Source organism: Rhodococcus yananensis (assembly GCF_020515525.1).
GTDB classification, from domain to species: domain Bacteria; phylum Actinomycetota; class Actinomycetes; order Mycobacteriales; family Mycobacteriaceae; genus Rhodococcus; species Rhodococcus yananensis.
In genome coordinates, this window is sequence record NZ_JAIYEP010000005.1 from 1 (window position 1) to 22,201 (window position 22,201).

A 22,201-nucleotide genomic window follows, 5' to 3' on the forward strand; every position below is an offset into this window, starting at 1 on the left:
CCGATCCGCCGCCCACTGCCGTCGGGCACCCACCGGCGCCTGGCGTGTCTGCTTGTTGCTGTGTCCCATCGCACACCTCCGTCATCGAGGTGTTGCGACGACCGATTGAATCCACCCTGTGCTCCGCGATCACTGTGGAAGAAGACCCCGCGCACGTCCCCACCCCGAGTGAGGACGGCCATCGCAAGCGCGTCGGTGACCAACTCGGTACGCATGTGCTCGGCGATGGACCACCCCACCACCCGACGTGAACAGATGTCGATCACCGTCGCCGAATACAACCACGACGATCCCACCGGAATGTAGACATCCCACGCGAGTCACATGTCAAGCGGCCGCCGGCTGAGCTTCCCTCGGGAGGTCGGGCCAGGCGGCGTGACCATCCCAGGGTTCGCCATGCTGCAGGCACCACCACAATCGTCCGAGAAGCTTGTTGGCGAGGTTGCGCAGCGCCGCATTGTGGTGGTCTCCGGCGGCCCGGCGTTTGCCGTAGTGTGCGCGGGCGCCGACCGATTTGGTGAGCGCTACGAACGCCCACCAATGACAGGCGTCACCGAGTCGCTTGTTGCGGACCTTGCGGGCTTTGACGTAGTGCGAGCGCCCCGAAGCCCGGGTGATCGGCGCGGTACCCGCAAAGGCCCGGAGTCCGGCAGCGGTGGTGAACCGTGTTGGATCATCGCCGATTTCGGCGAGGACTCGGGCTGCAAGGATCGGCCCGAGGCCCGGAACCGACCGGAGGATCGGCGCCCATGGGTGCGTGTCGAATGCGCGTGCCAGCTCGTTTTCGAGCGCGTCCACGGCCTGGTGCATCGACGCGATGATGCCCAGCAACCCGGTGGTCGCCGCACCCAGCGCCGCTTCGACCTGCGGTGGCTGACGCAGAGCTGGGGCCTTCCCAGGTCGTCGCCGCCCATGATGTGGGCGGCCGTCCGGCGGTGATCCGGCTGCTGCGCACCGCGGAGCCGTTCGAGTCGCATGTGTGCCGCGGGGCCCGGCCCCGCACCGCCTCGGCCGCGCCGTTGTGCGCTCGATCCGCAAGAACGGCAACCTGTCCGACACGGCGTTGTCGGGGAGCGCGGTGAACCAGATCATCCGCCGCCGTGCCGCACACGCCGGCTACGACCCCGAACTCGTGGCGCAGTTGGGTGGGCATTCGCTGCGGGCCGGGTTCGTCACCCAAGCGTTCCGCAACGGCGCCTCGGCGCCGGAGGTGCTGGTGCCGGCGCGGTATCGGCACGACTGGGCCCTGTTCACCGACTGGTGTCACGCGAGCGACCACTCCCCCATGCCCGCCGCCCCGGAGACACTCGCGCTGTTCCTGCGCGAACACCCGGCCGCGGCCACGACGCAGCGGCGCCGGGTGTCGGCGATCAACACAGTCCACACGCGTCACGGGTACTCCGCGCCTGGTCGCAGCGAAGAGGTGCGCCGCCGTCTCGACACCAGTCGCGCCGATCGTGTCGACCGGCTCGCCGAGACTCTGCTGCAGCAGGCGACCGAACTGCCGACCGCCGGGTGGCCGACCGGACTGTTCGGCCGCCGCGACGCGCTACTGCTGGTCCTGGCCGCGACCGGTATGCGTTTCACCGAGGCGACTCGGCTTCGCCGCTGCGACGTCATCGTCGACACCGGGATAGTCGTGGCCACCACCCGCGAGGGTGAACGGTTCTGTCTGACTGCAGATCCCGAGACCTGCGAGAATCCGGCCGTGTCGATCTTCCGCCGATGGGCGGAGATCCACGCGTTCCTCGATGAGCATCACAGCACCGATCTGCTGCGGCAGCATCTGCTCGAGTCGGGTGACGTGGTGCGGGAGCCGCTCACGGGGCGGCGGGGACGGCAGCCGTTGTTGGTGCCGATCGACCGCTGGGGGCATCTGCCGTATGGCGAGTCGATGACGTCGCAGTCGGTGTCGGCGCTGGTGCGGGCGTATGTGTCCGGACATGCCCCGATACGCAAGGCGCTGCCGATGCGCCAGCGCAAGCACGACGATGCCTCCAGCAGTTGGATTGAGCCTGCGATCGAGCTCGACCAGTCCTACTACGAACGAGGCACCGCTGCCCGCCGCCGCGACCACGACAGCTTCGAGGGCCTCGGTGATGTCTTCGACGAGATCGCAGACCGTGCCGATGCGCTGTTCGATGAACTCCTCGCGGTGCTGGACGGACTGTAATCCACGACTCGACATCTCTGAGCCGGCGTGCCCCCAAACCGCACACCGGATCGCGAAGGTCTTCCTCATGACGGACCCGAGCCGGCATATCGGAGTATTGCGTTTATTTCGATTACTGCGTATATTGCATTTGGAGGAGGTGCGGCATGTCTGCCATCGAAAATCCCAGCACCGTGGAGCAGGAACAGGCACGACAGGCACTCAACGCCCTACGGGACGTCAAACCCGGCGATAGCACATTCGATGTCACCGTCACCGGGACGTCGGAGGCCGTTCATCTGCCGAGTTCCGCCCTGGAGCTGATCAGAGAGGTCTTGGCGAATATGGCGGCCGGCCAGGGTGTGACCGTGGTCCCGGCACACGCCGAGCTCACCACCCAGCAGGCCGCCGAACTGCTCAACGTGTCGCGCCCGCACGTGATCAAACTCCTCGACCAAGGCCACATCCGATACCGGCTGGTGGGCCGGCATCGCCGGATCCTGGCCTCGTCGCTTCTCGAATACCGACGCACCCAGCAGGGCGACGCGCGTCGTGCCGCCGACGACCTTGCCGCGCTGTCCGAAGAACTCGGACTCCACTGACGTGACCTTCACCGTGCTCTACGACGCGAATGTGCTGTACCCGAACGTGCTTCGCGACGTACTGATTCGCCTTGCCCAGACCGGACTTGTGCACGCCCGGTGGACCGAGAAGATTCTCGACGAAACGTTCCGCAATCTGGCTGCCGACCGACCGGACATCCCCACCGACACTCTGAGCAGGCTGCGGGCATCAACGCCGGGAAGCGCCCGCGTACGCATAGCAGCATCTGCTGCCGGATACGTTGACACGCTGCGCGAGCGGATCGAGTCAAGGCACTGACCCCAGATGAGGCGGAGCCCGCGAGGCACTACGAGAGCGACCAGCGACCGGAAGTCTCGACCGGTACACGATGGGGAATTGCCTCCGATGCGGGCACTCGCCGCTGCGGGTGCGAGCACCCTGCGCCGGAGCATGTGGTGTCGACGGGTAGACAGCGTAATCGGGTGGGGTTATGAGATGGCGTTCCTGCCGGGGTGGTCCTTCCCGCAGGTGGGTGGCCGGAGTTTCGGATGCGCTCTCAGTCCAGGCCCTGCTCGATCGCGTACCGGGTCAGTTCCACCCGGTTGGCGAGTTGCAGTTTGCGCAGTGTCGCCTGCACGTGGTTCTCCACGGTGCGATGACTCAGGACCAGTTTCGACGCGATCTGCTTCGCGGACAGTCCCTTCGCGACGAGCCGCAGCACCTCGGTCTCCCGTTCGGTGAGCGACGGCCCCGCACCACCCTTCGGTCCCGTCGCCGAGATACGCCGGTACTCGCCCAGTACCAGACCCGCCAGACCGGGAGTGAACACGGCGTGCCCCGCAGCGGTCCGAACGACCGCGTCGACGAGTTCCGGCGCCGAGGCACTCTTGACGAGGTAGCCGGACGCACCGGCCTTCACCGCTCCGAGCACGTCGTCACGCTCGGACGACGCGGACAGCACCAGCACCCGGGATCGCGGCGACGCCGCGAGGACCGATCGGGTCGCGTCGGTGCCGCTGCCGTCGGTCAACGACATGTCCATCAGCACCACGGTGGGCTGCACGACCGCGGCGCGACGACCCGCAGCGGCGACGCCGTCCGCTTCCGCCACCACCCGGAATCCGGCGGCATCGAGGTCGCGGGCCACCGCCGCACGCCAGATCGGATGGTCGTCGACCACCATCACGGTGATCTCAGCCATGCGACTTCTCCTTCGGTACCCGAATCTCCCAATCTGTGCCCTCACCCGGAGCGGAGTCGAGCACCGCGACCCCACCGAGCCACTGTGCACGCCCGACGATGGACTTCGACACACCCATCCGGCCCTGCGCGGTGGCTTCGTCGAGCCGTCCCGCGGCGATCCCGACGCCGTCGTCGCGGATGGACAACACGATCTCGTCTCCGAGATCCTCGAGCAACACGAACGCACGCGCGTCGGGTCCGGCGTGCAGCGCGGTGTTGTCCAGTGCGGTCGACGCGAGCGCCGCGAGTTCCTCGGCGAGGGCTCGGGCGAGGACGACGGGTTCTGCGGGTGCCGACACCGTCACGCTCGCATCGGCGCGGGCGCGCAGCAGCGCCGTCAGATCCACGCGTTCACCACCGCGGTCGACGTCGGTGTCCTGCTCCGAGATGAGTCTGCGCAACGCTTCCTCCTGCTCACCGGCCAGCCGCGCGAGGTCGGCGCCGACCGCGCCGGTCTCGGTCGCGCGACGCTGCACGAGCGCCAGCACCTGGAGGACGCCGTCGTGGACCTGTCGTGCGAGCCGGTCGCGTTCCTCGGTCGCGGCGGCCACCCGCGCGGCCTGCTCGAGTTGGCGGTGCGCGTGCCGCGCGGTGACCGTGGCGAAGCCCATGGCGACTCCGCACGCCACGAGAACGGGGGCGGTCGCGTCGCGCCACAGGTCGAGGTTGATCTGGTCGCGGACCACCGCACTGACCGTGGCCATCGCCAGTGCCGATGCGGTACCGACGGCGGGCCCACCGTAGACGGCCGCGGAGATCACCGAGTTCGCGACCCACAGTGTCGTCGGCATCGTCTGGTGGTTCGAGTACCACTCGTGGTCGGCGACGAGCCGGGTCGCAGCCATGAGCCCGACGGCGGCGAGTTGGTCGACGATCACGACGATGGTGCGCAGCTGCGGACCGTACGCGAGCAGCCCCGCGGAGACCAGCGACCAGGCGACCAGCAACGCGACGAAGAACCACGCCAGGTTCGGGTTGGTGTAGTTGCCGACGGTCGAGAAATGGGAGCTGACCGCGTACACCACGGTGACCAGCCGGAACACCTGCGCGGCGCGCCACAGTGGTGCGTCGGGATCGGTTCTCCGAACTTCCGCCGTCATGTCGATCCCTCTCCTGGATCCGGCTGGTCCGGGCGTTCCGATGCCCGGTCGATACCCGGTCGATACCCGGAGAATCCAACCACCGGTGATGACGTACCGAGACCAGGTGGCGGTGTGACCGTTCGCACAATGGTTTGATGGGAAGTCGTGTTGAGGTCCTATCGAGCCGTCGCCGCGACTCTGCGTAGTCGCTGGCCGCTCTACATGGTCTCGATGGGCGCGTCGAATCTGTTCGGCGCGATGCTCGTGTTCGCGTTCGTCCGGTACGGCATCCCGTTCGACGAAAGCCAGGGAATCATCGCCGACCGGGTCCGCAATTTCGGGGTGTTCGCCGTGTATCTCGGGTTCGCCGGGGTGGTGAGTCTGACCGCGGCGGCGACGATGCTGCGCTCGGTGGTGCGCTGGCAGTTGCGGGGTGGCCCGCCGACGCACTCCGAGCAGATGGCTGCGCTGCACGCACCGCTCCGGCAGGCCATCGTCCACCTGGTGCTGTGGCTGCTCGGCGGTGTGCTGTTCGTCTTCCTGACCGCGGAGGAGATGCCGTCGCTGGCGATCGCCGTCGCAACGACCGTCGCGATGGCCGCGACCAGCACCTTCGGGTTCACGTACATGCTCGGCGAACGCATCCTGCGTCCGGTGGCGGCGCGGGCCCTGAGCGAGGGCAATTTCGACCGGACGATGACACCGGGCGTCGGTACCCGCCTCGCGATGACGTGGGGGTTGGGCACGCTGATGCCGGTCGCCGGCATCGTCCTGCTGTGTGTCACCCAGCTGACGGCGAAGGAGGACTTCGGCGGCGACGCGCTCGCGTGGTCGGTGCTCGCGCTGGCGGCGGTGGCGATCGGGTTGGCTCTCGTGCTGTCGTTGCTGACGTCGTCCCAGATCTCCGACCCGGTCAAGCAACTGCGCTGGGCCATCGAACGGGTGCAGCGGGGCGCGACGGGTGTGCAGGTCGAGGTGTTCGACGGCAGCGAGATCGGTCGTCTGCAGGTGGGCTTCAACCGGATGATGGCCGAGTCCGACGAGCGGCGCCGGTTGCGCGAACTGTTCGGTCAGCACGTCGGTGAGGATGTGGCGCGGCGCGCTCTGCAGTACGGCACCGAACTCGGCGGGGAGACCCGGTACGTGGCGGTGCTGTTCGTCGACATGGTCGGGTCGACCGCGACGGCCGCGGAACGACCGCCCAGTGAGGTCGTGGACCTGCTCAACGAATTCTTCCGAGTGGTCGTCGACGTCGTCGACCGGCACCACGGCTTCGTCAACAAGTTCATGGGTGACGCCGCGCTGGTGATCTTCGGTGCTCCCCTCGACCGTCCGGACGCACCGACGGCGGCGCTCGCCGCGGCGCGCGAACTGCGATTCGCGCTGAACGAGATCACCGGGCTCGACATCGGGATCGGGGTGTCGGCGGGGCTGGCGGTCGCCGGCAACATCGGTGCCGCGGAGCGGTTCGAGTACACGGTGATCGGCGACCCGGTGAACGAGGCTTCGCGGCTCACCGAGCTGGCGAAACTGCGGCCGAGCCGGGTGCTGGCGTCGTCGAGCGCCCTGTACTTCGCCGACGACGAGGAGCGCGGTCACTGGGAGCTCGGGGACGAGGTCCAGCTGCGCGGACGGCGGCGTATGACGCACCTCGCGTGGCCCTTGCAGTTCCCCGGCTCCGACTCCGCGGACGGGTAGCCCGTCCGGCTCCGCGACGCGGTGTGGATACCCTGGTCCGGTGGCCCGGAACCACGACGACCCACCCGGCCCCGCCGCTGAACCGCGGCGGGGCCGCTTCGGGTGGGTCCGGTGGGCGCTGGGGTTCGCGCTCGCCGCGTTGCTGACGGCCGAGACCCTGTACCTGTGGCCGACGATGAGTTCGTCGTGGCGGGCGTTGACCGACATGAGCTGGGGTTGGGTCGTCGCATGCGTGTTCGCGCAGATGATCTCGCTGGTCGGATTCACCGGAATGCAGCAGCGACTGCTGCGGGCCGCCGGTGTGTACGTCGGGCATCTGCGGGCGACGTCCGTGGTGTACGCATCCACGGCGATCGCCGTGACCATGCCCGCCGGGACGGTGTTCTCGACGGCGTTCACGTACCGGCAGACCCGTCGGTGGGGTGCGACTCCGGTCGTCGCGTCGTGGCAGCTCGCGGTGGCGGGTGTCATTTCGACGGGCACGCTCACGGCGCTGGGTGTCTGCGGTGCGCTGGCGGTCGGGTCCAGCGCCAGCCCGCTGACCCTGGCGTTGTCCCTGGCGGGTGTGACGGCCCTCGGATACGGGCTGCGGCACGTGGTGCGGAACCCGTCGTCGATCGAATCCACCGGTGTCCGGATCCTCGGTGTGTACAACCGCGTCCGCAAGAGACCCCACGGTACGGGGTCCGATGCGCTCGCACGCGCGCTGGCGCAACTGGAGGCCGTCGAACTACGTCGGCGGGACGCCGCCGGGGCGCTGGCCTGGTCCGGTGTGCATCGCGTGTTCGATGCGGCCTGTCTCGGGTTGGCGTGCCTCGCGGTGGGCGGGCAGCCCACGGCGGCGGGACTGCTGATCGCCTTCGCCGCGGCGAAGGCCGTCGGCAGTGTGCCGTTGGCTCCCGCCGGCCTGGGATTCGTCGACGGCACGCTGATCGCGACGCTCACCGCGGCGGGGCTGAGCGCATCGCAGTCCCTCGCCGCGGTGTTCGTGTACCGGGTCGTGAGCGTCGTCTTCGTGGCGCTCGTGGGTTGGTCGACGGTCGCTCTGCTGTACCGCGAGGTGCGGATCGGTCGCGAGTTCGAGGCCGTCGCGGACGGCGGGCCGGCAGCGGGCACCGCTCCGCGGCCGGTCGCGGTCCCCGAGGCGGACGGCGGGGTCGGGAGCGCCGCCCCCACCTGACGAGCAACCGATTTCCCAAAACTGGTTGACAACGCAACTACAAGGGTGACATGCTGTGCCCAGAAGGTTGAAACTTCAATGAAAGAAGTTGAAACTTCACCTACACCACTGCGCTACGAGGAGTTGCCATGACCACCGCCACCACCACCTTCCCCGGCCTCACCGCAGGAACCTGGGTCATCGACGCCGTCCATTCGAACGTCGGCTTCACCGTCCGGCACCTGATGGTCAGCAAGGTCCGCGGCTCGTTCGAGGACTTCTCCGGTGCCGTCACCGTCGCTGCGGACGGCACCCCGTCCGTGACCGCCGAGATCTCGGTCGCGTCGATCAGCACCCGCAACGCCGACCGCGACGCGCACATCCGCTCCGCCGATTTCTTCGACGCCGAGCAATTCCCCACCGCGACCTTCACCTCGACCGGTGTGCGCGCCGACGGCTCCGACCACGTGCTCACCGGCGACTTCACCCTCCACGGTGTCACCCGACCGGTCGAACTGAAGCTCGAGTTCAACGGCGTCAATCCCGGTATGGGCCACGGCCCGGTCGCCGGCTTCGAGGCCACCACCGTGATCAACCGCAAGGACTTCGGCATCAGCATCGATATGCCCCTCGAAGGCGGCGGCGCGGTGGTCGGCGACAAGATCACCATCAACCTCGAGATCGAGGCCCTTCAGCAGGCATGATGCCTCTGCCGGGAGACCGGCGTGTCGGGGATACCCTGGGTCCGTGAGAAAGTACGCGCCCGCGCTGATCGTCGATGTCGTTCTGGTCGTGGTGTTCGCCGCGCTCGGACGTTCCAGTCACGACGAGGCACTCGACATCGTCGGTCTCGCCGGAACGGCATGGCCGTTCCTCGGCGGTCTGACCGCGGGATGGTTTCTCACCGCATGGCTCTACCGCGACAAGTTCGACGCGCGCGCCGCCGTGCCCACCGGTGTCCTCCTCTGGCTGAGCACACTCGTGATCGGCATGGTGCTGCGCGCAGTCACCGGTCAGGGCACCGCCGGCGCGTTCATCGTCGTCGCCACCGTGTTCCTCGGCCTGTTCCTCGTCGGCTGGCGCCTGATCGCACGGGTCGTCACCCGACGCAACGCCCACTCCCGATGACGATCCCGCACGAAGCGTGCGGATTCGTCACCACACCGTCCTCACCGGTGCCACAGTTGCACCCATGAGCGAGACCGTCACACCGCACGACCGCAGGTTCTTCGGGCAACCGCTCCCCCTCGCCAACCTCTTCGGTGTCGAGATGTGGGAGCGGTTCTCGTTCTACGGCATGCAGGGCATCCTCATCTACTACCTCTACTACTCCGTCTCGGAGGGTGGACTGGGGATCAGCCAGGCCGCCGCGACGTCGATCGTCGGCGCCTACGGCGGCACCGTGTATCTGTCGACCATCCTCGGCGCGTGGATCGCCGACCGACTCCTCGGTGCCGAACGCACCCTGTTCTACAGTGCCGTGCTCATCATGCTGGGGCACATCTCCCTCGCGGTCCTGCCCGGTTTCCTCGGTGTCGGTGTCGGCCTGGTGTGCGTCGCGTTCGGCAGCGGTGGCCTCAAGGCCACCGCCACGTCGATGGTCGGCGACCTGTACGACGAACGCGACGACCGGCGCGACGCCGGGTTCTCCATCTTCTACATGGGCATCAACATCGGCGCGCTTCTCGGACCGTTGCTCACCGGGTTCATGCAGACCCGTTACGGATTCCACTGGGGCTTCGGGCTCGCCGCGGTGGGCATGTTCCTCGGTCTCACCCAGTACACGATCTATCGCCACCAGTTCGGCGACATCGGCAGGTATCCACCGCATCCGCTGCCGTCCGACCTGAGGCTGCGGGTCGCCGGAATCGGGATCGTCGCGGTCGTCGTCGTCGCGGTCCTCGCCGCGACCGGTGTCATCACCAGCGGGAACATGTCCGACATCGTCGTGGCGTCGACGATCGTCGCGTCGGTCGCGTACTTCGTCCTCATCCTGACGAGCCGGCAGATCACACCCGTCGAGCGCAGCCGGGTGTGGTCGTTCATCCCGATGTTCCTCGCGAGCGCCGCGTTCTGGTCGCTGTTCCAGCAGCAGTTCACGACCGTCGCCGTGTATTCCGACACCCGGCTGGACCGCAACCTGTTCGGTTGGGAGTTCCCACCGTCGTGGGTGCAGTCCATCAACCCCGTCTTCATCATCGTCTTCGCCGGGGTGTTCGCCGCGGCCTGGACCAAGCTCGGGCCGCGCCAGCCGTCGTCACCGATCAAGTTCGCGATCGGCACGATCATCATGGGTATCGCGTTCCTGGGTTTCATCCCGATGGGTGGCGGTGGTCCGAACAGTGCGCCGCTGCTCGGCCTGATCGGCATCCTGTTCCTGTTCACGATGGCGGAACTGTTCCTGTCGCCGGTGGGCCTGTCGTTGTCGACGAAACTCGCCCCGAAGAACTTCCACACGCAGATGGTGGCGTTGTTCTACCTGTCAGTGGCGCTCGGGACGGCCATGGCGGGGACGTTGGCCAAGTACTACGACGAGAACGACGAAACCCCGTACTTCCTGTGGATCGGCGGCGCGTCGATCACCATCGGTGTCGTTCTGGCGCTGTGCTCACCGTGGATCCGCAAGCTCATGCAGGGCGTGCACTGACCGGTTCCGCGACCGGCCGGACAGCGCGGCGCCGGGTCATTCGGCCGGCTTCGCCATCTCGGTGAGGAAGCGGTCGGCCATCTTCACGGCGCGGTCGCCGCCGTCGGCGTCGGCGACATAGATCGCGAACGCGACGTCACCGGTGTATCCGTAGAACCACCGGTCGTCGCCGCTGGCTGCGGCGATGCCGGCGAGACCCGGATGCCCCTTCAGATACGATGCCGCACCGTTCCGGACGTCGTCCACCATCATTGCGCGCAGCGCGTCGACGGCGTCGGCGGGCAGGGCGTCGGGTGCGTCGGCGATCGTGGCGGGCTGCCCCTGCACGAGCATCGGCGCGGGAACCCCGCCGCGCGCGATCGACGCCGCGAGCAGGGCGGCACCGAGCGGGCTGATCGTCGCGTCCCCGTCGCTGTCGGCTCCCGCGAACTGCACGACCCCCGACCTCCCCTGGCCGACCTGCGCCGTTTCGAACTCGAACCCGGGCACGGCGTAGTCGAGACCGAGACCGAGACGGCTCGCGGTCTCGGCGAGGTCGTCGGTGCTCACCGTCGCCGGATCGACGTCCCGTTCGATACCCGCGGCCACACGCACCGGGTCGAGAACACCCCCGGCCGGGTAGAGCCCGCGGGTGGCGACCGCACCCATCTCCATCGCCTGGTTGTTCACGCCGAGGGCGAGGATGCCGCCCGTCGACGGCTGGATCGCGACGAGCGCGGCGGGGGTGCCGACCGTCACGACGGCTTCCTTCGCAGCCAGCTGGATGTGCGAGTCCACGGTCGAGGTCAGATCGGGCGGGGGCGGGCCCTGATACCCGGCGACCTGGACGGGTCCGTCCTCGGGATCCTCGAGCGTGACCGCCCACCCGGCGGTGCGGTCGCGTTCGAGCTGCCACGCCGAGCGCAGAGAATCGAGCAACGGCGTGGAGATGCGCCGGTCGGAGCTGATCAGGGTGGGGTCGCTGAACACTCGGACGCCGGGGATGGGGACGATGTCGTCCTCGAGGAACTGGTAGTCCTGGTCGCGGAGTTTGACCGCGGTGATCCGCTCGCCCTTCGCTTCGGCGAGCCGCTGCTGCATGTATTCGGCGGTGATGACCGGTGCCACCGGCGCGAGCACCTCCGCGAGCCGGGTGGTGGTTCCGACCGGATCGGGCATGTTCGCGGGGTCGAGGACCACGGCGTTGATGGTCTGTTCCTCCATCAGCGGCTTGCCGAAGCGATCGAAGATCTTCGGTGGGGCAGCGTCGGTGCGCACGTAGTGGACGGTGCGGTCGGCGGCGAGATCGGGGACGATGACGTCCGGGCTCCACGACACGCGCCACCCCACGGCGAGTTTCCGCACTGCGCCGGCGACCTGGTAGTGCCACTGCTTGTCCTCGCCGAAATCCCACTCGGTCGAGAGCGTGAAGTAGCCGGAATCCTCCGTGAGTTCGACGAGTTGGGACACGGCGTAGTCTCCCCGGCCGTCGGACAGTCCGTCGAACATCTGGGCGATGGCGGGTTCGGCCGCATTGGGATACGAGGTCAGGGCCGCGGCCGCGGCGGCGTCGCGGTCGTCGAGAGCCGCGACGAAGTCGTCGACGAGTTTCTGTGCGTCACTCCGCGGGTCGTTCAGCATGAACGCGGTGAGCCCGACGGCGGCGAGCACCGCCACGGCCGCGGCGAGGGCGACAACGCGGACACGCCGGGCGCGCAGCCACTCTCGAGAACTCATACTCATCAACCTTCACTCGAGTAACACCAGCAACAAGCACGAGTGGCCTACGAAGCCGTCACGATTGCACTACGCAATTTCCGTCGCGGATACGCGGAGATCACCCCCTCAGCCATCGTCCAGCGGCGAGCACAGCTGGAGCCGACGCGCCTGCCCCTTCGACGAACACTGCGAACGCCAGGTTATCCTGTGCCCCGATGAACCATCCGTGAGCCCCGGCCGAGTCCCCCGACGCATCGCTGGTGCCAGCGTACTCCGCGGTCCCCGTCTTCCCGATCAGATCCGGAATGTCGGCGACCGCGTTGGCGGTACCGCCGGTTACGGTCTCGCGCATCATCGTTCGCAGTCGATCCGCCGTGTCCGCGGGCACCGGCGCGACATCGATGTCGGCGGTGGCGGGACGCCCCTCGACGATCGTCGGCGCCGGGGTCCCCTCCGCGACGATCGAGGCCGCCACGAGCGCCATCCCGAACGGTGACGCGGTGACCTGCCCCTGCCCGATCGACTCCTCCACGCGCTGCGCGGTCGACTCCGCCGGGGGCACACTTCCCGTGACCGTCACCAGGCCCGGCGTGACATAGTCGACACCCAACCCGAACTGCAGCGCGGCGTCGGTCAGCGCTCCCGCCGGCAGGTCCACGGCGAGCTGCGCCATCGTGGTGTTGCACGACTGTGCGAACGCGGTGTGCAACGGCACCTCCCCCAGATCGAAGCTCTCGTCGTTGGGAATCGTCCGATCACCGATCGTTGCTACACCCGGGCACGGCAGAACGGTGTCGGGCGCGGCCGCACCCGCCTGCAACACCGCGGACGTGGTCACCGTCTTGAACGTCGATCCCGGCGGGTACAGCCCGGTGAGAGCGATCGGCCCCTGCGCGTCGGCAGCGGAGTTCTGCGCGACCGCACGGATCGCGCCGGTCGACGCGTCGATACCGACGATTGCCGCGGGGGTGTCGAGCGATGCCAGCGCGGCCTCCGCGCGGGACTGCAGATCGGGATCCACGGTCGTGTGCAGATCCGGGGCGTCGACCGCATCCGCGCCCGCGACCGTCGTCACGGTGCCGTCCGCGGCCACCTCCTGCACCGCCCAACCCGCGCTCGCCGCCTGCCCCTCCTGCCACAGCTGTTCGAGGCCCGACCACACCGGCGACGCGAGTGCGCGGTCGTCGATCAGCAACCGACGCTGCGGCACGAGCGTGACGCCGTCCAACGCGGTCAGCGCGTCCTCGATCGGCGCCAGATCCGATTCGCGCAGCGCGACCACCGTGACCGGTTCTCCCGCACCGGCGGCGACACCGGACGTGATCGACTCGGTGGTGATCGACGGCGCCGGCCCTGCCAGCAGGGACGCCACGGCCGCCGCGTCGGCCCCCGCGTCGACGTTCACGAGAGTGACGACCTGCTCGCTCATCAACGTGCCGCCCGCGGCGTCGAAGATCGTCGGTGGACTGCCCGTCGTCGGGGTGAACCGCAACGATTCGCCGTCCGTCAGGCCCGGGGCGAGCACCCCCGGATCCCAGTCCACACGCCAACCGTCGTCGTCGGACGCGGGTCGCTCCGTCGCTGTGCCACTCGTGCGGTATCGCCAGGTGCGGTCGTCGCCGAACTCCCACGCGACGTCGAGATCGAAGGTGTCGCCGTCGCCCGTCCCCGCGACCGTCACGATCGGGTCGGTGCCGAGCCCCTCGAACAATCCGGACAGCACGGCCTCCGCCGCAACCGGGTCGGTGGTCAGTGCGGCCGCGGTCTGCGCGTCGCCGGCATCGACGGCGGCGGCGAACGCGTCGGCGATCGTCTCGGGTTGGTCGGGTCCGGAACTGCATCCCGCCACCGTCGCGACGGCCAGCACCGTCGCGACGGGAAGCGCACTCCGTCGAAATCGCACGATCCCGATCATGCCGCATCGGGCGGCGCCGCGCCGCGGACCACACGCCGCGTGGCGGTGGACATATTCGGTTGCGCAACGAACGACGCATCTCCTACCGTGGTGGACGTACTGTTCCCGACGGACGGAGAGAGCGTTGCTCCTGTAGAGGTCGCCGATCCCACGTGCCACTGCGCACGTGCCGCCCTCTGCTGTCACCGGAGCACGCATGTCCTTTCCTTCGTCCCCTTCTTCCGCCGCACTCGAATCAGGCAGCGTGTCGCTGTCCGATCTCACCTTCGACCTACCCGACGGCACCCGCATCTTCGACGGACTCGACGCCCACCTCGGCACCGGGCGCACCGGCCTGGTCGGACGCAACGGATCGGGGAAATCGACTCTCCTGCGACTGATTTCAGGTTCATCGAGGCCGACACGCGGGTCGGTCACGGTGCGCGGCACCGTCGCATACCTGCCCCAGGACATCACGCTCGACCCCACGGTCGGAGTCGAAACCGTTCTGGGCATAGCCGAGATCCGGGCGGCCCTGCGCCGCATCGAGTCCGGGGACGGAACCGTGGCGGACTTCGACACCGTGGGTGACCGCTGGGACGTCGAGGAGCGGGCACTGGCGACGCTGCACCGGCTCGGACTCGACCGGATCGTCCGGGACGATGCCGACCTCGATCGCACCGTCGGAACCCTGTCCGGCGGCGAGACCGTCCTGCTCGCACTCACCGCGCGGCTGATCGAGCAGCCGGACGTCCTGTTGCTCGACGAGCCCACCAACAACCTCGACGGCGCCGCACGCGACCTGCTCGACGACGCGCTGCACCGCTTCCCGGGTACCGTCCTCCTCGCCGGACACGACCGGGCGCTGCTCGACCGCATGGATACGATCGCCGAACTCCGCGACGGGCGGCTCCGCATGTTCGGCGGCGGCTACAGCGACTACGAGCACATGGTCGAGGTCGAACAGGAGGCGGCGCGCGCTGCGGTGCGCGACGCCCGCAGCGACGTGCGGCGGCAGGCCCGCGAACTCGCCGCCGCCCAGGTCGCCCTCGACCGCCGTGCGCGATACGGCCGCAAGATGTTCGAGACCAAGCGCGAACCGAAGATCGTCATGGGTATGCGCAAGCGGGCCGCACAGGAATCCGCGGGGCGGTACCGGCGCGAACACGAGGGCAATCTCGACGCGGCGAGGGCGTCTCTCGAACAGGCCCGGGACGCGGTCCGTGACGATCGGGAGATCCGCGTGGACCTTCCCGGCACCGTCGTCCATCCGGGCCGTCGTGTCGCGGAAGGGCCGCTCGAGATCGTCGGGCCCGAACGGATCGCGGTGCGCGGCCCCAACGGTTCCGGGAAGACGACCCTGCTCGGGAAGATCGTCGACGCCGGCCCCCTCGTGCCCCATGCCCTGCTTCCGCAGCGACTCGACGTGTTCGACGACTCCCGATCCGTGGTCGCGGAGACCGAACGTCGCGCACCACATCTCCCACCACAGGAGATCCGGGCGAGGCTGGCGCGCTTCCTGTTCCGCGGCAGCGACGCCGACGTCCCCATCGGGGTGCTGTCGGGCGGTGAACGCCTGCGGGCGGCGCTCGCGATCATCCTCGCCGCGGATCCGGCGCCGCAGTTGCTGTTGCTCGACGAACCGACCAACAATCTCGATCTGCCGAGCCTCGCGCACCTGACCCAGGCACTGCAGGCGTTCGAGGGTGCGCTCGTGGTGGTGTCCCACGACGAACGGTTCCTCGACGAGATCGGTGTGACCCGGTCCGTCGACCTCGAACGATGATCCGTGCGCGCGGGGATCGCTCAGGCGGATTCGTGGTGCAGGGCGGACGGCCCGGTGTCGGCGTCACGCAGCAGCGCCGACACCGCGCGTGTCATCACGGCGGTCGCGGCGGGCACCTGCAGGTGCAGTACGTCCCGCAGGGACACCCACATCGGCCATGTCGTGCACACGCCGACGGACTGCAGGATCTCGCTTCGGGCAACGTCGTCGAGTCCGGCGAGTTCCCGAGAGAACAGGATCTCGGCTTCGGTCACCGCGCTCTCGAAGTAGCGGAATCGGTAGCGTTGCAACTCCCGCGAGAACGGGGCCCGGATCTCGGACGACCGCGCGAACGGTGCGACGAATTCGAGACGTTCGGCGCGTTGACGGCAGAAGCGCTCGATGCGGTCGTCGAACGGCAGATCCGGATCGACGGGTACGTGGGCCTCGCCCTGCCGACGCATGATCTCGGATCCCGTGGCCGCGAACAGTGTCTCGAGGTCCCCGAAGTGCCCCCACAGCGACCGCAGCGACACCCCGGCCCGGGCGGCGACCTGCGCACCGGTGGGTTTGAGCTCACCCGACTGGATCAACGAGATGTGCGCGTCGATGACCGCGCGGCGGGTCCGTTCGCCCCGGGCCGAACGCCCGTCGCCCGCGATCGCGCCGGTGAACGCACTCGCGGCCCGCAAATCCTTCTCCACACCCTCCGCACGCACTGCACCGCCATCCATGGCCATTCCCCGCGTCCCGTCGTCGATTCTGTTGTCGATCACGATTCCCGAAACCGCTGGTACCGCACACGGTTCGGACGTCACCGTCATCCCGCACCGAGAGTAGGCGAAGACACCGCGCGATGACCACCACGCGGTGTCTTCGTACCTCCCCGAGGCGAACCGAACCGACTCGGGCGGCGGGACCTCAGCCCGCCAGGAGACCCTTCGCGATGTGGGTCACCTGGATCTCGTTGCTGCCCGCGTAGATCATCAGCGACTTCGCGTCGCGGGCGAGCTGCTCGACGCGGTACTCCGCCATGTAGCCGTTGCCTCCGAACAGCTGGACGGCGTCCATCGCGACCTCGGTGGCCGCGCGCGAGGAGTACAGCTTCATCGCGGACGCCTCGGCCAGCCCGACCGGCTCACCCGCCTGTGCGCGTTCGATCGCGCTGAACACCATGTTCCGGACGTTCACCCGCGCGATCTCCATCTCGGCGAGCTTGAGCTGGATCAGCTGGAACTGTGCGATCTCCTTGCCCCACAGCTTGCGTGACTTCGCGTACTCGGTCGACAGCTTCAGGCACTCCTCGATGATGCCCAGCGACAGGTAGGCGATGCCGATGCGTTCGGCGGCGAACGATTCCTTCGCGCTGTCCTTTCCGTCGCTCCTACCGCCGTCCTCGGTCTCCCCGAGGAGACGGTCACGGGTGATCCGCACGTTGTCGAAGAACAACTCGCCCGTGGGCGACGAGTTCATCCCCATCTTCTTGAACGGTGGGCTCTGTGTCAGCCCCTCCATCCCCTTGTCGAGGATGAACGCGAGGACCTTGCGGTCGCGACGGTCGATCGAGGTGTCGCCGTCGTCGAGCTTGGCGTAGACGATGACGGTGTCGGCGTACGGGCCGTTGGTGATGAACGTCTTCTGACCGTTCAGGATGTAGTCGTCGCCGTCGCGCCGCACGGTGGTCTTCATGCCGCCGAACGCGTCGGAGCCGGAATCGGGTTCGGTGATGGCCCACGCACCGACCTTCTCGAAGGTGACGAGTTCGGGAAGCCAGCGCTTCTTCTGCGCGAGGGTGCCGCGGCTGCGGATGGTGCCCGCGGTGAGTCCGAGGCTCACTCCCATCGACGCGACGAGGCCGAGGCTCACACCGGCGATCTCGATGTTCAGCAGTGCCGCCATACCCGGCGACCCACCCATTGCGCCGGAGCTCTTGCCGGGCTTCTCCCCCTTCTCCTCCTTCTCGAGTGCACGTTCGAGGGATTCCCGGGCCATCTCGTCGATGCCGAATGCTGCGAAGAGTTTGCGGATGATCTCGAACGGTGGCAGCTCACCGGACTCGAGCCTGTCGACGTTGGGGCGGATTTCCTTCTCGATGAATCCGCGCAGCGCATCGCGGAACATGAGGTCTGTGTCTGACCACTCGTACATGAACGAAATATAGAACACGTTCCTGTTCTGTGTATACGGTGGATCCCGCGAACCGGTGAACCGGTGAACCGGTGAACCGGTGAACCGGATCACAGTTCCGGCCGAGGGGGTCACCGCCGGGCGTCGTCGCCGTGCACATCGAGGACGACGCGCCACCGCCCGCGCGGCCACACTGCTGCTCGTGGCGACCGTGTTCGGCGTCGACAGCTCCGCGATCGGATTCACCACTGTCGCAGCAGGTTACATCGTCGACCCCCTCGTGGAACCGATCATCGGTCGGCGGCTGCCGAGTGCACCGGCGGAGATCACCGCACCGGTGTCAGCACGAACACGGGGATGCGCCGCGTCGTCCGATGCGCGTACAACTCGTAGTTCGGCCACGTCGCGACCAGTGCAGCCCACAGGACGTCCCGTTCGGGGCCCTCCGCGATCCGCACCGACACCCGCACCGACCGCCCCCGGTAGCCGACGGTCGCGTACTCGGCGGCACGCAGATTGTGCACCCACGACGGGGTCTCCGGCGCACCCCAGTTCGACCCGGCGACCAGCCAACCGTCGTCACGCGGCACGCACAGCAGCGGCGTGGTGCGCGTCAACCCGCTGCGACGCCCGCGGACGGTCAGCTTCAGCCCCGGCAGACCCGCAACCGTGAGCAGGGTGATGTGGCCACGCGAGACTCTCTGCAGCAGCCGATCGGATCCGACGATCAGCTTCGTGTACCGCGGCAACCACGGTTTCGCACCGAGGCGCACCGCGACGGAGCGGATCGGGTTCATCGCCGCGGGTGGTGCCAGGCGGCCAGCACCGTCCGGACGGCGGCGACGACCGCGAGGGGCCGATCGATCATCGGGTGGTGTCCGGCGGCAGGCAACTCCGTGACGAGCGCATCCGGACCGAACTGGTTCCGCAACTGCGCGAAGAGTGCGTCGCCGATGATTCCGTGCTCGCACCGGAAGTACGCGAGCGGGCACCGCTGCCGCATCTCCTCGAGGCTGCGGCGGTGTTCACGACCCATCCGCAGATTGTCGAACTTCCACGAGTAGCCGCCGTCCACCTGTTTCAGGGAGTTCCGGGCGATGTGGTCGAACACGTACGGTTCGGCCTGTTCCTGCGGCGGAACCAGCCGGAACCGCGCGACCGCGGCCTCCACCGTCGGGTACACCTTCGGTGGGCCGGCGTTCGACACCGCCTTGATCCGCAGCTCCAGTTCCTCGGGAGTCAGGTCCCGGATCGGGGAATCCAGGATGACGACACCCGCCAACCGATCACCGTGCAGATGCGACGCGGCGAACGACACGATGCCACCCATACTGTGGCCGATCAGCACGGGACGACCGTCGATCCCACCGGCGGCGGCGACCGCGAGCACCTCCGCCGCCCAGGCGTCGAGGCTGTAGTCCTCGCGATGGTCGCTGTCGCCGTGCCCGCTCAGATCCAGCGCGACGACGCGGCGGCCCGCAGCGAGTTGCGGACCGATGTGGTCCCACCAGCGCGAATGCGCCATGCCGCCGTGGACGAGGACCACGCCGGGGCGACCGGCCTCGCCCCACGCCCGATACGAGATGGAAGCACCGTCCACGTCGGTGCGGCCCGTCTCGACCGGGGCCGCGAGCGCGTCGACGAACCACAGCGGAGCGGAACCGTTGTCATTGCTCATCACCCGAACTTAGCCTGACTCCGTGGACGGTCTCGAGGGTGGACCGGCGTGTACTGGATGGGGCGGAGCGACCACACTGCACCGCGTCCGATGGACAGGTTCGGGCGAGAGGCACCGTCGCCGGTCGAGTCCCCGGTATCCGGGCCGGAAGTGCCGCGCGCGACGATGCATCGTTCGCCGCGAACCGAGTGCGCTGAGACCATGTGGGGACCCACCGTCGCTCACCGGAAGGAGGGCGGGGCGTCACGTCCCCGACGACACGACACCCCGCGCACCGCATGCCCGAATTCGCCTCGATCGACGCGACCCCCGCCCTCGTCGTCGATCTCGCCGTGTTGGACCGCAACATCACCCGGATGGCCGAGTCCGCGCGCACGCGTGGTCTCGACCTGCGCCCGCACGCCAAGACCCACAAGTGCATCGAGATCGCACGCCGCCAGGTCGATGCCGGGGCGGTCGGCCTGTCGGTGGCGACGGTGTCGGAGGCCGAGGTGTTCGCGGACGCGGGTTTCACCGACCTGTTCGTCGCGTATCCGCTCTGGGTCGACGCCGCGCGCGGCGCGCGTGTGCGCGCGTTGGCCGAACGGATCCGGTTGACCGTGGGTGTGGATTCCGCCGACGGAGCGCGGATGCTCGCGCGACACGCGGGAACGGGCGCCGGCGTGCTCGTCGAGATCGACAGCGGCCACCATCGCACGGGTGTCCCACCGGATCGGGCCGACGCGGTCGCGGGGGCGGCGCGCGCCGCCGGCCTCGATGTGCGCGGTGTGTTCACGTTTCCCGGTCACGCGTACGGACCGGGTCTTCCCGGTGCGGCGGCAGCGGACGAGGCGGACGCGCTCGCAGCGGCGTCCGCGAGCCTGCGGAGCTCCTCCACCGGTCCCCTGATCGTGAGCGGAGGATCATCACCGACGGCACCGATCGGGGTTGCTTCTGCGGCGACGGAACTTCGCCCCGGGGTCTACGTCTTCGGCGACGCCCAGCAACTCGAGTTGGGTGTGATCGCCGGATCCGATGTCGCTCTGACCGCCCTGGCGACGGTGGTGTCCGCGCGCGACGACGTCGTGGTGCTGGATGCGGGCAGCAAGACGCTCGGTGCCGACCGCGCACCGTGGGCCACCGGATACGGTCGGATCCTCGGCGTCCCCGACGCTCGTATCGCCGCGCTGTCGGAGCATCACGCCACCGTCCGGTGGCCCGGCACGGCCACCCGACCGGGTCTCGGTGACCGCGTCCGGGTCGTCCCGAATCACGTGTGCAACGCCGTGAACCTCGCCGACGACCTCGTCGTCGTCGACTCGGACGGCTCGACACTGGACCGGTGGCGGGTCGCTGCGAGAGGATGTACGACGTGACGACCGTACGGTTGCGGTTCGTCGCGGCCGTGGCCGTGGCGATACCCCTGGTGGCGTGCTCGACTCCGGACTCTCCGGCGGAGGCTCCCCCGACCACGGCCACCGTCCCCGCCCTCGCCGACGACGCCCCGGGCGCGGCCGTCGCCGGCGCACCGCACGTGGCGGATGTGATCGCGACCGGCCTGGACACGCCGTGGGGCCTGGCGTTCCTGCCGGACGGTTCGGCGCTGGTCACCGAACGCAACAGCGGCCGGGTCCTGCTCGTCTCCCCCGGCGCGCCGGTCCGGGAGGTGGGTGTGGTCGACGATGTCGTCGCCGTCCGCGAATCCGGTCTGCTCGGTGTCGCGGTGTCGCCGGATTTCGATACCGACGGCGCCGTCTACCTGTATGCGACGACGACCGCCGGGAACCGCGTCTTCCGCGCCACGTTCGACGGGACGACCCTGACGGACCCGCAGGTGATCGTCGACGGCATTCCCGCCGGTCCGACACACAACGGCGGGCGGCTGTCGTTCGGCCCGGACGGCATGCTCTACATCACCACCGGAGAAGCGGGAGAACAGGATCTGGCGCAGGATCCCGCATCGCTCGGCGGCAAGATCCTGAGGGTCACCCCGGACGGCGCACCGGCACCGGGCAACCCCGACCCGTCCTCGCCGGTGTATTCGCTCGGCCACCGCAACGTGCAAGGACTCGCGTTCGACGACGAGGGGCGATTGTGGGCGTCGGAGTTCGGTCAGAGCGACGCCGACGAACTGAACCTGATCGTCGCGGGCGGCAACTACGGGTGGCCGCTCGTCGAAGGTGTCGGGGGTGGCGACGAGTTCGTCGACCCGGTGCTGACGTGGCCGGTGGCGCAGGCGTCACCGTCCGGTCTCGCGTATCGCGACGGAACACTGTGGTTGGGAGCGCTCCGCGGGGAGCGCCTGTGGCGCATCGACATCGGATCCGAGCAACCGACGGCCACCGAGTTCTTCACCGACGAATACGGTCGCCTCCGGACGGTGGTGGTCGCGCCGGACCGGTCGCTGTGGGTCACCACGTCGAACCACGACAGCAGCGGGACACCCGGACCGGAGGACGACCGGATTCTGCGCGTCGAGGTCCCCTGATCCCGCAGTCGACGACATCGATTCGGTG

Annotated in this window: 20 protein-coding genes and 1 pseudogene; 11 read left to right on the forward strand and 10 right to left on the reverse strand. The window is 68.6% G+C overall.

The features are described 5' to 3' along the window. Both LDQ05_RS01820 and LDQ05_RS01825 read right to left on the reverse strand, forming a co-directional pair. Positions 1 to 305, reverse strand: a pseudogene (locus tag LDQ05_RS01820) (DDE-type integrase/transposase/recombinase); the annotation flags it as partial. A 22-nt stretch (positions 306 to 327) separates the two neighbouring features. Next, the gene (locus LDQ05_RS01825; RefSeq protein ID WP_226435192.1) at positions 328 to 810 is read right to left on the reverse strand and encodes a transposase; all 483 of its coding nucleotides are present in this window, start codon (positions 808 to 810) and stop codon (positions 328 to 330) included. 346 nt (positions 811 to 1,156) lie between these two features. Here LDQ05_RS01825 and LDQ05_RS01830 point away from each other — a divergent pair, with 346 nt between their 5' ends. From LDQ05_RS01830 to LDQ05_RS01840, 3 genes are all read left to right on the forward strand, one after another. Further along, on the forward strand, positions 1,157 to 2,173 hold the full coding sequence (locus tag LDQ05_RS01830; RefSeq protein ID WP_226435277.1) for a site-specific integrase: 1,017 nt from the start codon (positions 1,157 to 1,159) through the stop codon (positions 2,171 to 2,173). A gap of 146 nt (positions 2,174 to 2,319) precedes the next feature. Further along, positions 2,320 to 2,754, forward strand: a complete 435-nt coding sequence (locus LDQ05_RS01835) for a helix-turn-helix domain-containing protein (protein WP_226435193.1) — start codon at positions 2,320 to 2,322, stop codon at positions 2,752 to 2,754. A 1-nt stretch (position 2,755) separates the two neighbouring features. Then, positions 2,756 to 3,034, forward strand: a complete 279-nt coding sequence (locus LDQ05_RS01840; protein WP_226435194.1) for a hypothetical protein — start codon at positions 2,756 to 2,758, stop codon at positions 3,032 to 3,034. Positions 3,035 to 3,272: 238 nt separating this feature from the next. Here the strand turns inward: LDQ05_RS01840 and LDQ05_RS01845 are convergent, their stop codons facing one another. Together LDQ05_RS01845 and macS are read right to left on the reverse strand one after the other, a co-directional pair. Further along, positions 3,273 to 3,917, reverse strand: a complete 645-nt coding sequence (locus LDQ05_RS01845) for a LuxR C-terminal-related transcriptional regulator (protein ID WP_226435195.1) — start codon at positions 3,915 to 3,917, stop codon at positions 3,273 to 3,275. Further along, positions 3,910 to 5,058, reverse strand: coding sequence for a MacS family sensor histidine kinase (macS, locus tag LDQ05_RS01850; protein ID WP_226435196.1), 1,149 nt, complete (start codon positions 5,056 to 5,058; stop codon positions 3,910 to 3,912). The genes LDQ05_RS01845 and macS overlap by 8 nt, the downstream gene beginning before the upstream one ends. 204 nt (positions 5,059 to 5,262) lie before the next feature. On the opposite strand from macS, the gene LDQ05_RS01855 reads away from it, so the two are divergent. From LDQ05_RS01855 to LDQ05_RS01875, 5 genes are all read left to right on the forward strand, one after another. Continuing rightward, positions 5,263 to 6,738 carry an adenylate/guanylate cyclase domain-containing protein gene (locus LDQ05_RS01855; RefSeq protein ID WP_226435278.1) on the forward strand — a complete coding sequence of 492 codons (1,476 nt, stop codon included), beginning with the start codon at positions 5,263 to 5,265 and terminating at the stop codon, positions 6,736 to 6,738. Positions 6,739 to 6,778: 40 nt separating this feature from the next. Further along, positions 6,779 to 7,918 carry a lysylphosphatidylglycerol synthase transmembrane domain-containing protein gene (locus tag LDQ05_RS01860; RefSeq protein WP_226435197.1) on the forward strand — a complete coding sequence of 380 codons (1,140 nt, stop codon included), beginning with the start codon at positions 6,779 to 6,781 and terminating at the stop codon, positions 7,916 to 7,918. A 128-nt stretch (positions 7,919 to 8,046) separates the two neighbouring features. Further along, entirely contained in the window at positions 8,047 to 8,601 is a 555-nt protein-coding gene (locus tag LDQ05_RS01865) for a YceI family protein (RefSeq protein ID WP_226435198.1), read from the forward strand. A gap of 43 nt (positions 8,602 to 8,644) precedes the next feature. Continuing rightward, on the forward strand, positions 8,645 to 9,025 hold the full coding sequence (locus LDQ05_RS01870) for a DUF3054 domain-containing protein (protein WP_226435199.1): 381 nt from the start codon (positions 8,645 to 8,647) through the stop codon (positions 9,023 to 9,025). A 64-nt stretch (positions 9,026 to 9,089) separates the two neighbouring features. After that, positions 9,090 to 10,544: a peptide MFS transporter gene (locus tag LDQ05_RS01875; RefSeq protein WP_226435200.1), complete on the forward strand. Its 1,455-nt coding sequence runs from the start codon at positions 9,090 to 9,092 to the stop codon at positions 10,542 to 10,544. Positions 10,545 to 10,580: 36 nt separating this feature from the next. On the opposite strand, the gene LDQ05_RS01880 is transcribed toward LDQ05_RS01875, so the two are convergent. Together LDQ05_RS01880 and LDQ05_RS01885 are read right to left on the reverse strand one after the other, a co-directional pair. After that, positions 10,581 to 12,260, reverse strand: a complete 1,680-nt coding sequence (locus LDQ05_RS01880) for an NTF2-like N-terminal transpeptidase domain-containing protein (RefSeq protein ID WP_226435201.1) — start codon at positions 12,258 to 12,260, stop codon at positions 10,581 to 10,583. 100 nt (positions 12,261 to 12,360) lie between these two features. After that, entirely contained in the window at positions 12,361 to 14,157 is a 1,797-nt protein-coding gene (locus tag LDQ05_RS01885) for a penicillin-binding transpeptidase domain-containing protein (RefSeq protein WP_226435202.1), read from the reverse strand. A gap of 196 nt (positions 14,158 to 14,353) precedes the next feature. Between LDQ05_RS01885 and LDQ05_RS01890 the strand changes: the two genes are divergently transcribed. Beyond that, complete coding sequence (locus tag LDQ05_RS01890; RefSeq protein WP_226435203.1) at positions 14,354 to 15,922, forward strand: ABC-F family ATP-binding cassette domain-containing protein; 1,569 nt, start codon at positions 14,354 to 14,356, stop codon at positions 15,920 to 15,922. Between the two features lie 20 nt (positions 15,923 to 15,942). Here LDQ05_RS01890 and LDQ05_RS01895 read toward each other — a convergent pair whose 3' ends face one another. The 4 genes from LDQ05_RS01895 to LDQ05_RS01910 form a co-directional block, all read right to left on the reverse strand. Next, positions 15,943 to 16,677, reverse strand: coding sequence for a TetR/AcrR family transcriptional regulator (locus LDQ05_RS01895; protein WP_226435204.1), 735 nt, complete (start codon positions 16,675 to 16,677; stop codon positions 15,943 to 15,945). 145 nt (positions 16,678 to 16,822) lie between these two features. Then, complete coding sequence (locus LDQ05_RS01900) at positions 16,823 to 18,049, reverse strand: acyl-CoA dehydrogenase family protein (protein WP_226435205.1); 1,227 nt, start codon at positions 18,047 to 18,049, stop codon at positions 16,823 to 16,825. Between the two features lie 305 nt (positions 18,050 to 18,354). Then, on the reverse strand, positions 18,355 to 18,825 hold the full coding sequence (locus LDQ05_RS01905) for a nitroreductase family deazaflavin-dependent oxidoreductase (RefSeq protein WP_226435206.1): 471 nt from the start codon (positions 18,823 to 18,825) through the stop codon (positions 18,355 to 18,357). Beyond that, on the reverse strand, positions 18,822 to 19,706 hold the full coding sequence (locus LDQ05_RS01910) for an alpha/beta fold hydrolase (protein WP_226435207.1): 885 nt from the start codon (positions 19,704 to 19,706) through the stop codon (positions 18,822 to 18,824). The genes LDQ05_RS01905 and LDQ05_RS01910 overlap by 4 nt, the downstream gene beginning before the upstream one ends. Before the next feature lie 278 nt (positions 19,707 to 19,984). Between LDQ05_RS01910 and LDQ05_RS01915 the strand changes: the two genes are divergently transcribed. Both LDQ05_RS01915 and LDQ05_RS01920 read left to right on the forward strand, forming a co-directional pair. Next, entirely contained in the window at positions 19,985 to 21,061 is a 1,077-nt protein-coding gene (locus tag LDQ05_RS01915; RefSeq protein WP_226435208.1) for an alanine racemase, read from the forward strand. After that, a complete protein-coding gene (locus LDQ05_RS01920; RefSeq protein WP_372461014.1) occupies positions 21,049 to 22,173 on the forward strand; it encodes a PQQ-dependent sugar dehydrogenase in 1,125 nt (374 codons plus the stop codon). Before LDQ05_RS01915 ends, LDQ05_RS01920 begins: the two co-directional genes overlap by 13 nt. Positions 22,174 to 22,201: the final 28 nt, after the last annotated feature.

What these genes read in the sequence shown, in the direction of transcription:
- LDQ05_RS01825 (WP_226435192.1), bottom strand. Translation starts at nt 810, where the DNA reads ATGCACCAGGCCGTGGACGCGCTCGAAAACGAGCTGGCACGCGCATTC.
- LDQ05_RS01835 (WP_226435193.1), top strand. Translation starts at nt 2,320, where the DNA reads ATGTCTGCCATCGAAAATCCCAGCACCGTGGAGCAGGAACAGGCACGA.
- LDQ05_RS01845 (WP_226435195.1), bottom strand. Translation starts at nt 3,917, where the DNA reads ATGGCTGAGATCACCGTGATGGTGGTCGACGACCATCCGATCTGGCGT.
- macS (WP_226435196.1), bottom strand. Translation starts at nt 5,058, where the DNA reads ATGACGGCGGAAGTTCGGAGAACCGATCCCGACGCACCACTGTGGCGC.
- LDQ05_RS01855 (WP_226435278.1), top strand. Translation starts at nt 5,263, where the DNA reads ATGGTCTCGATGGGCGCGTCGAATCTGTTCGGCGCGATGCTCGTGTTC.
- LDQ05_RS01865 (WP_226435198.1), top strand. Translation starts at nt 8,047, where the DNA reads ATGACCACCGCCACCACCACCTTCCCCGGCCTCACCGCAGGAACCTGG.
- LDQ05_RS01875 (WP_226435200.1), top strand. Translation starts at nt 9,090, where the DNA reads ATGAGCGAGACCGTCACACCGCACGACCGCAGGTTCTTCGGGCAACCG.
- LDQ05_RS01880 (WP_226435201.1), bottom strand. Translation starts at nt 12,260, where the DNA reads ATGAGTTCTCGAGAGTGGCTGCGCGCCCGGCGTGTCCGCGTTGTCGCC.
- LDQ05_RS01885 (WP_226435202.1), bottom strand. Translation starts at nt 14,157, where the DNA reads ATGATCGGGATCGTGCGATTTCGACGGAGTGCGCTTCCCGTCGCGACG.
- LDQ05_RS01890 (WP_226435203.1), top strand. Translation starts at nt 14,354, where the DNA reads ATGTCCTTTCCTTCGTCCCCTTCTTCCGCCGCACTCGAATCAGGCAGC.
- LDQ05_RS01900 (WP_226435205.1), bottom strand. Translation starts at nt 18,049, where the DNA reads ATGTACGAGTGGTCAGACACAGACCTCATGTTCCGCGATGCGCTGCGC.
- LDQ05_RS01905 (WP_226435206.1), bottom strand. Translation starts at nt 18,825, where the DNA reads ATGAACCCGATCCGCTCCGTCGCGGTGCGCCTCGGTGCGAAACCGTGG.
- LDQ05_RS01910 (WP_226435207.1), bottom strand. Translation starts at nt 19,706, where the DNA reads ATGAGCAATGACAACGGTTCCGCTCCGCTGTGGTTCGTCGACGCGCTC.
- LDQ05_RS01915 (WP_226435208.1), top strand. Translation starts at nt 19,985, where the DNA reads ATGCCCGAATTCGCCTCGATCGACGCGACCCCCGCCCTCGTCGTCGAT.
- LDQ05_RS01920 (WP_372461014.1), top strand. Translation starts at nt 21,049, where the DNA reads ATGTACGACGTGACGACCGTACGGTTGCGGTTCGTCGCGGCCGTGGCC.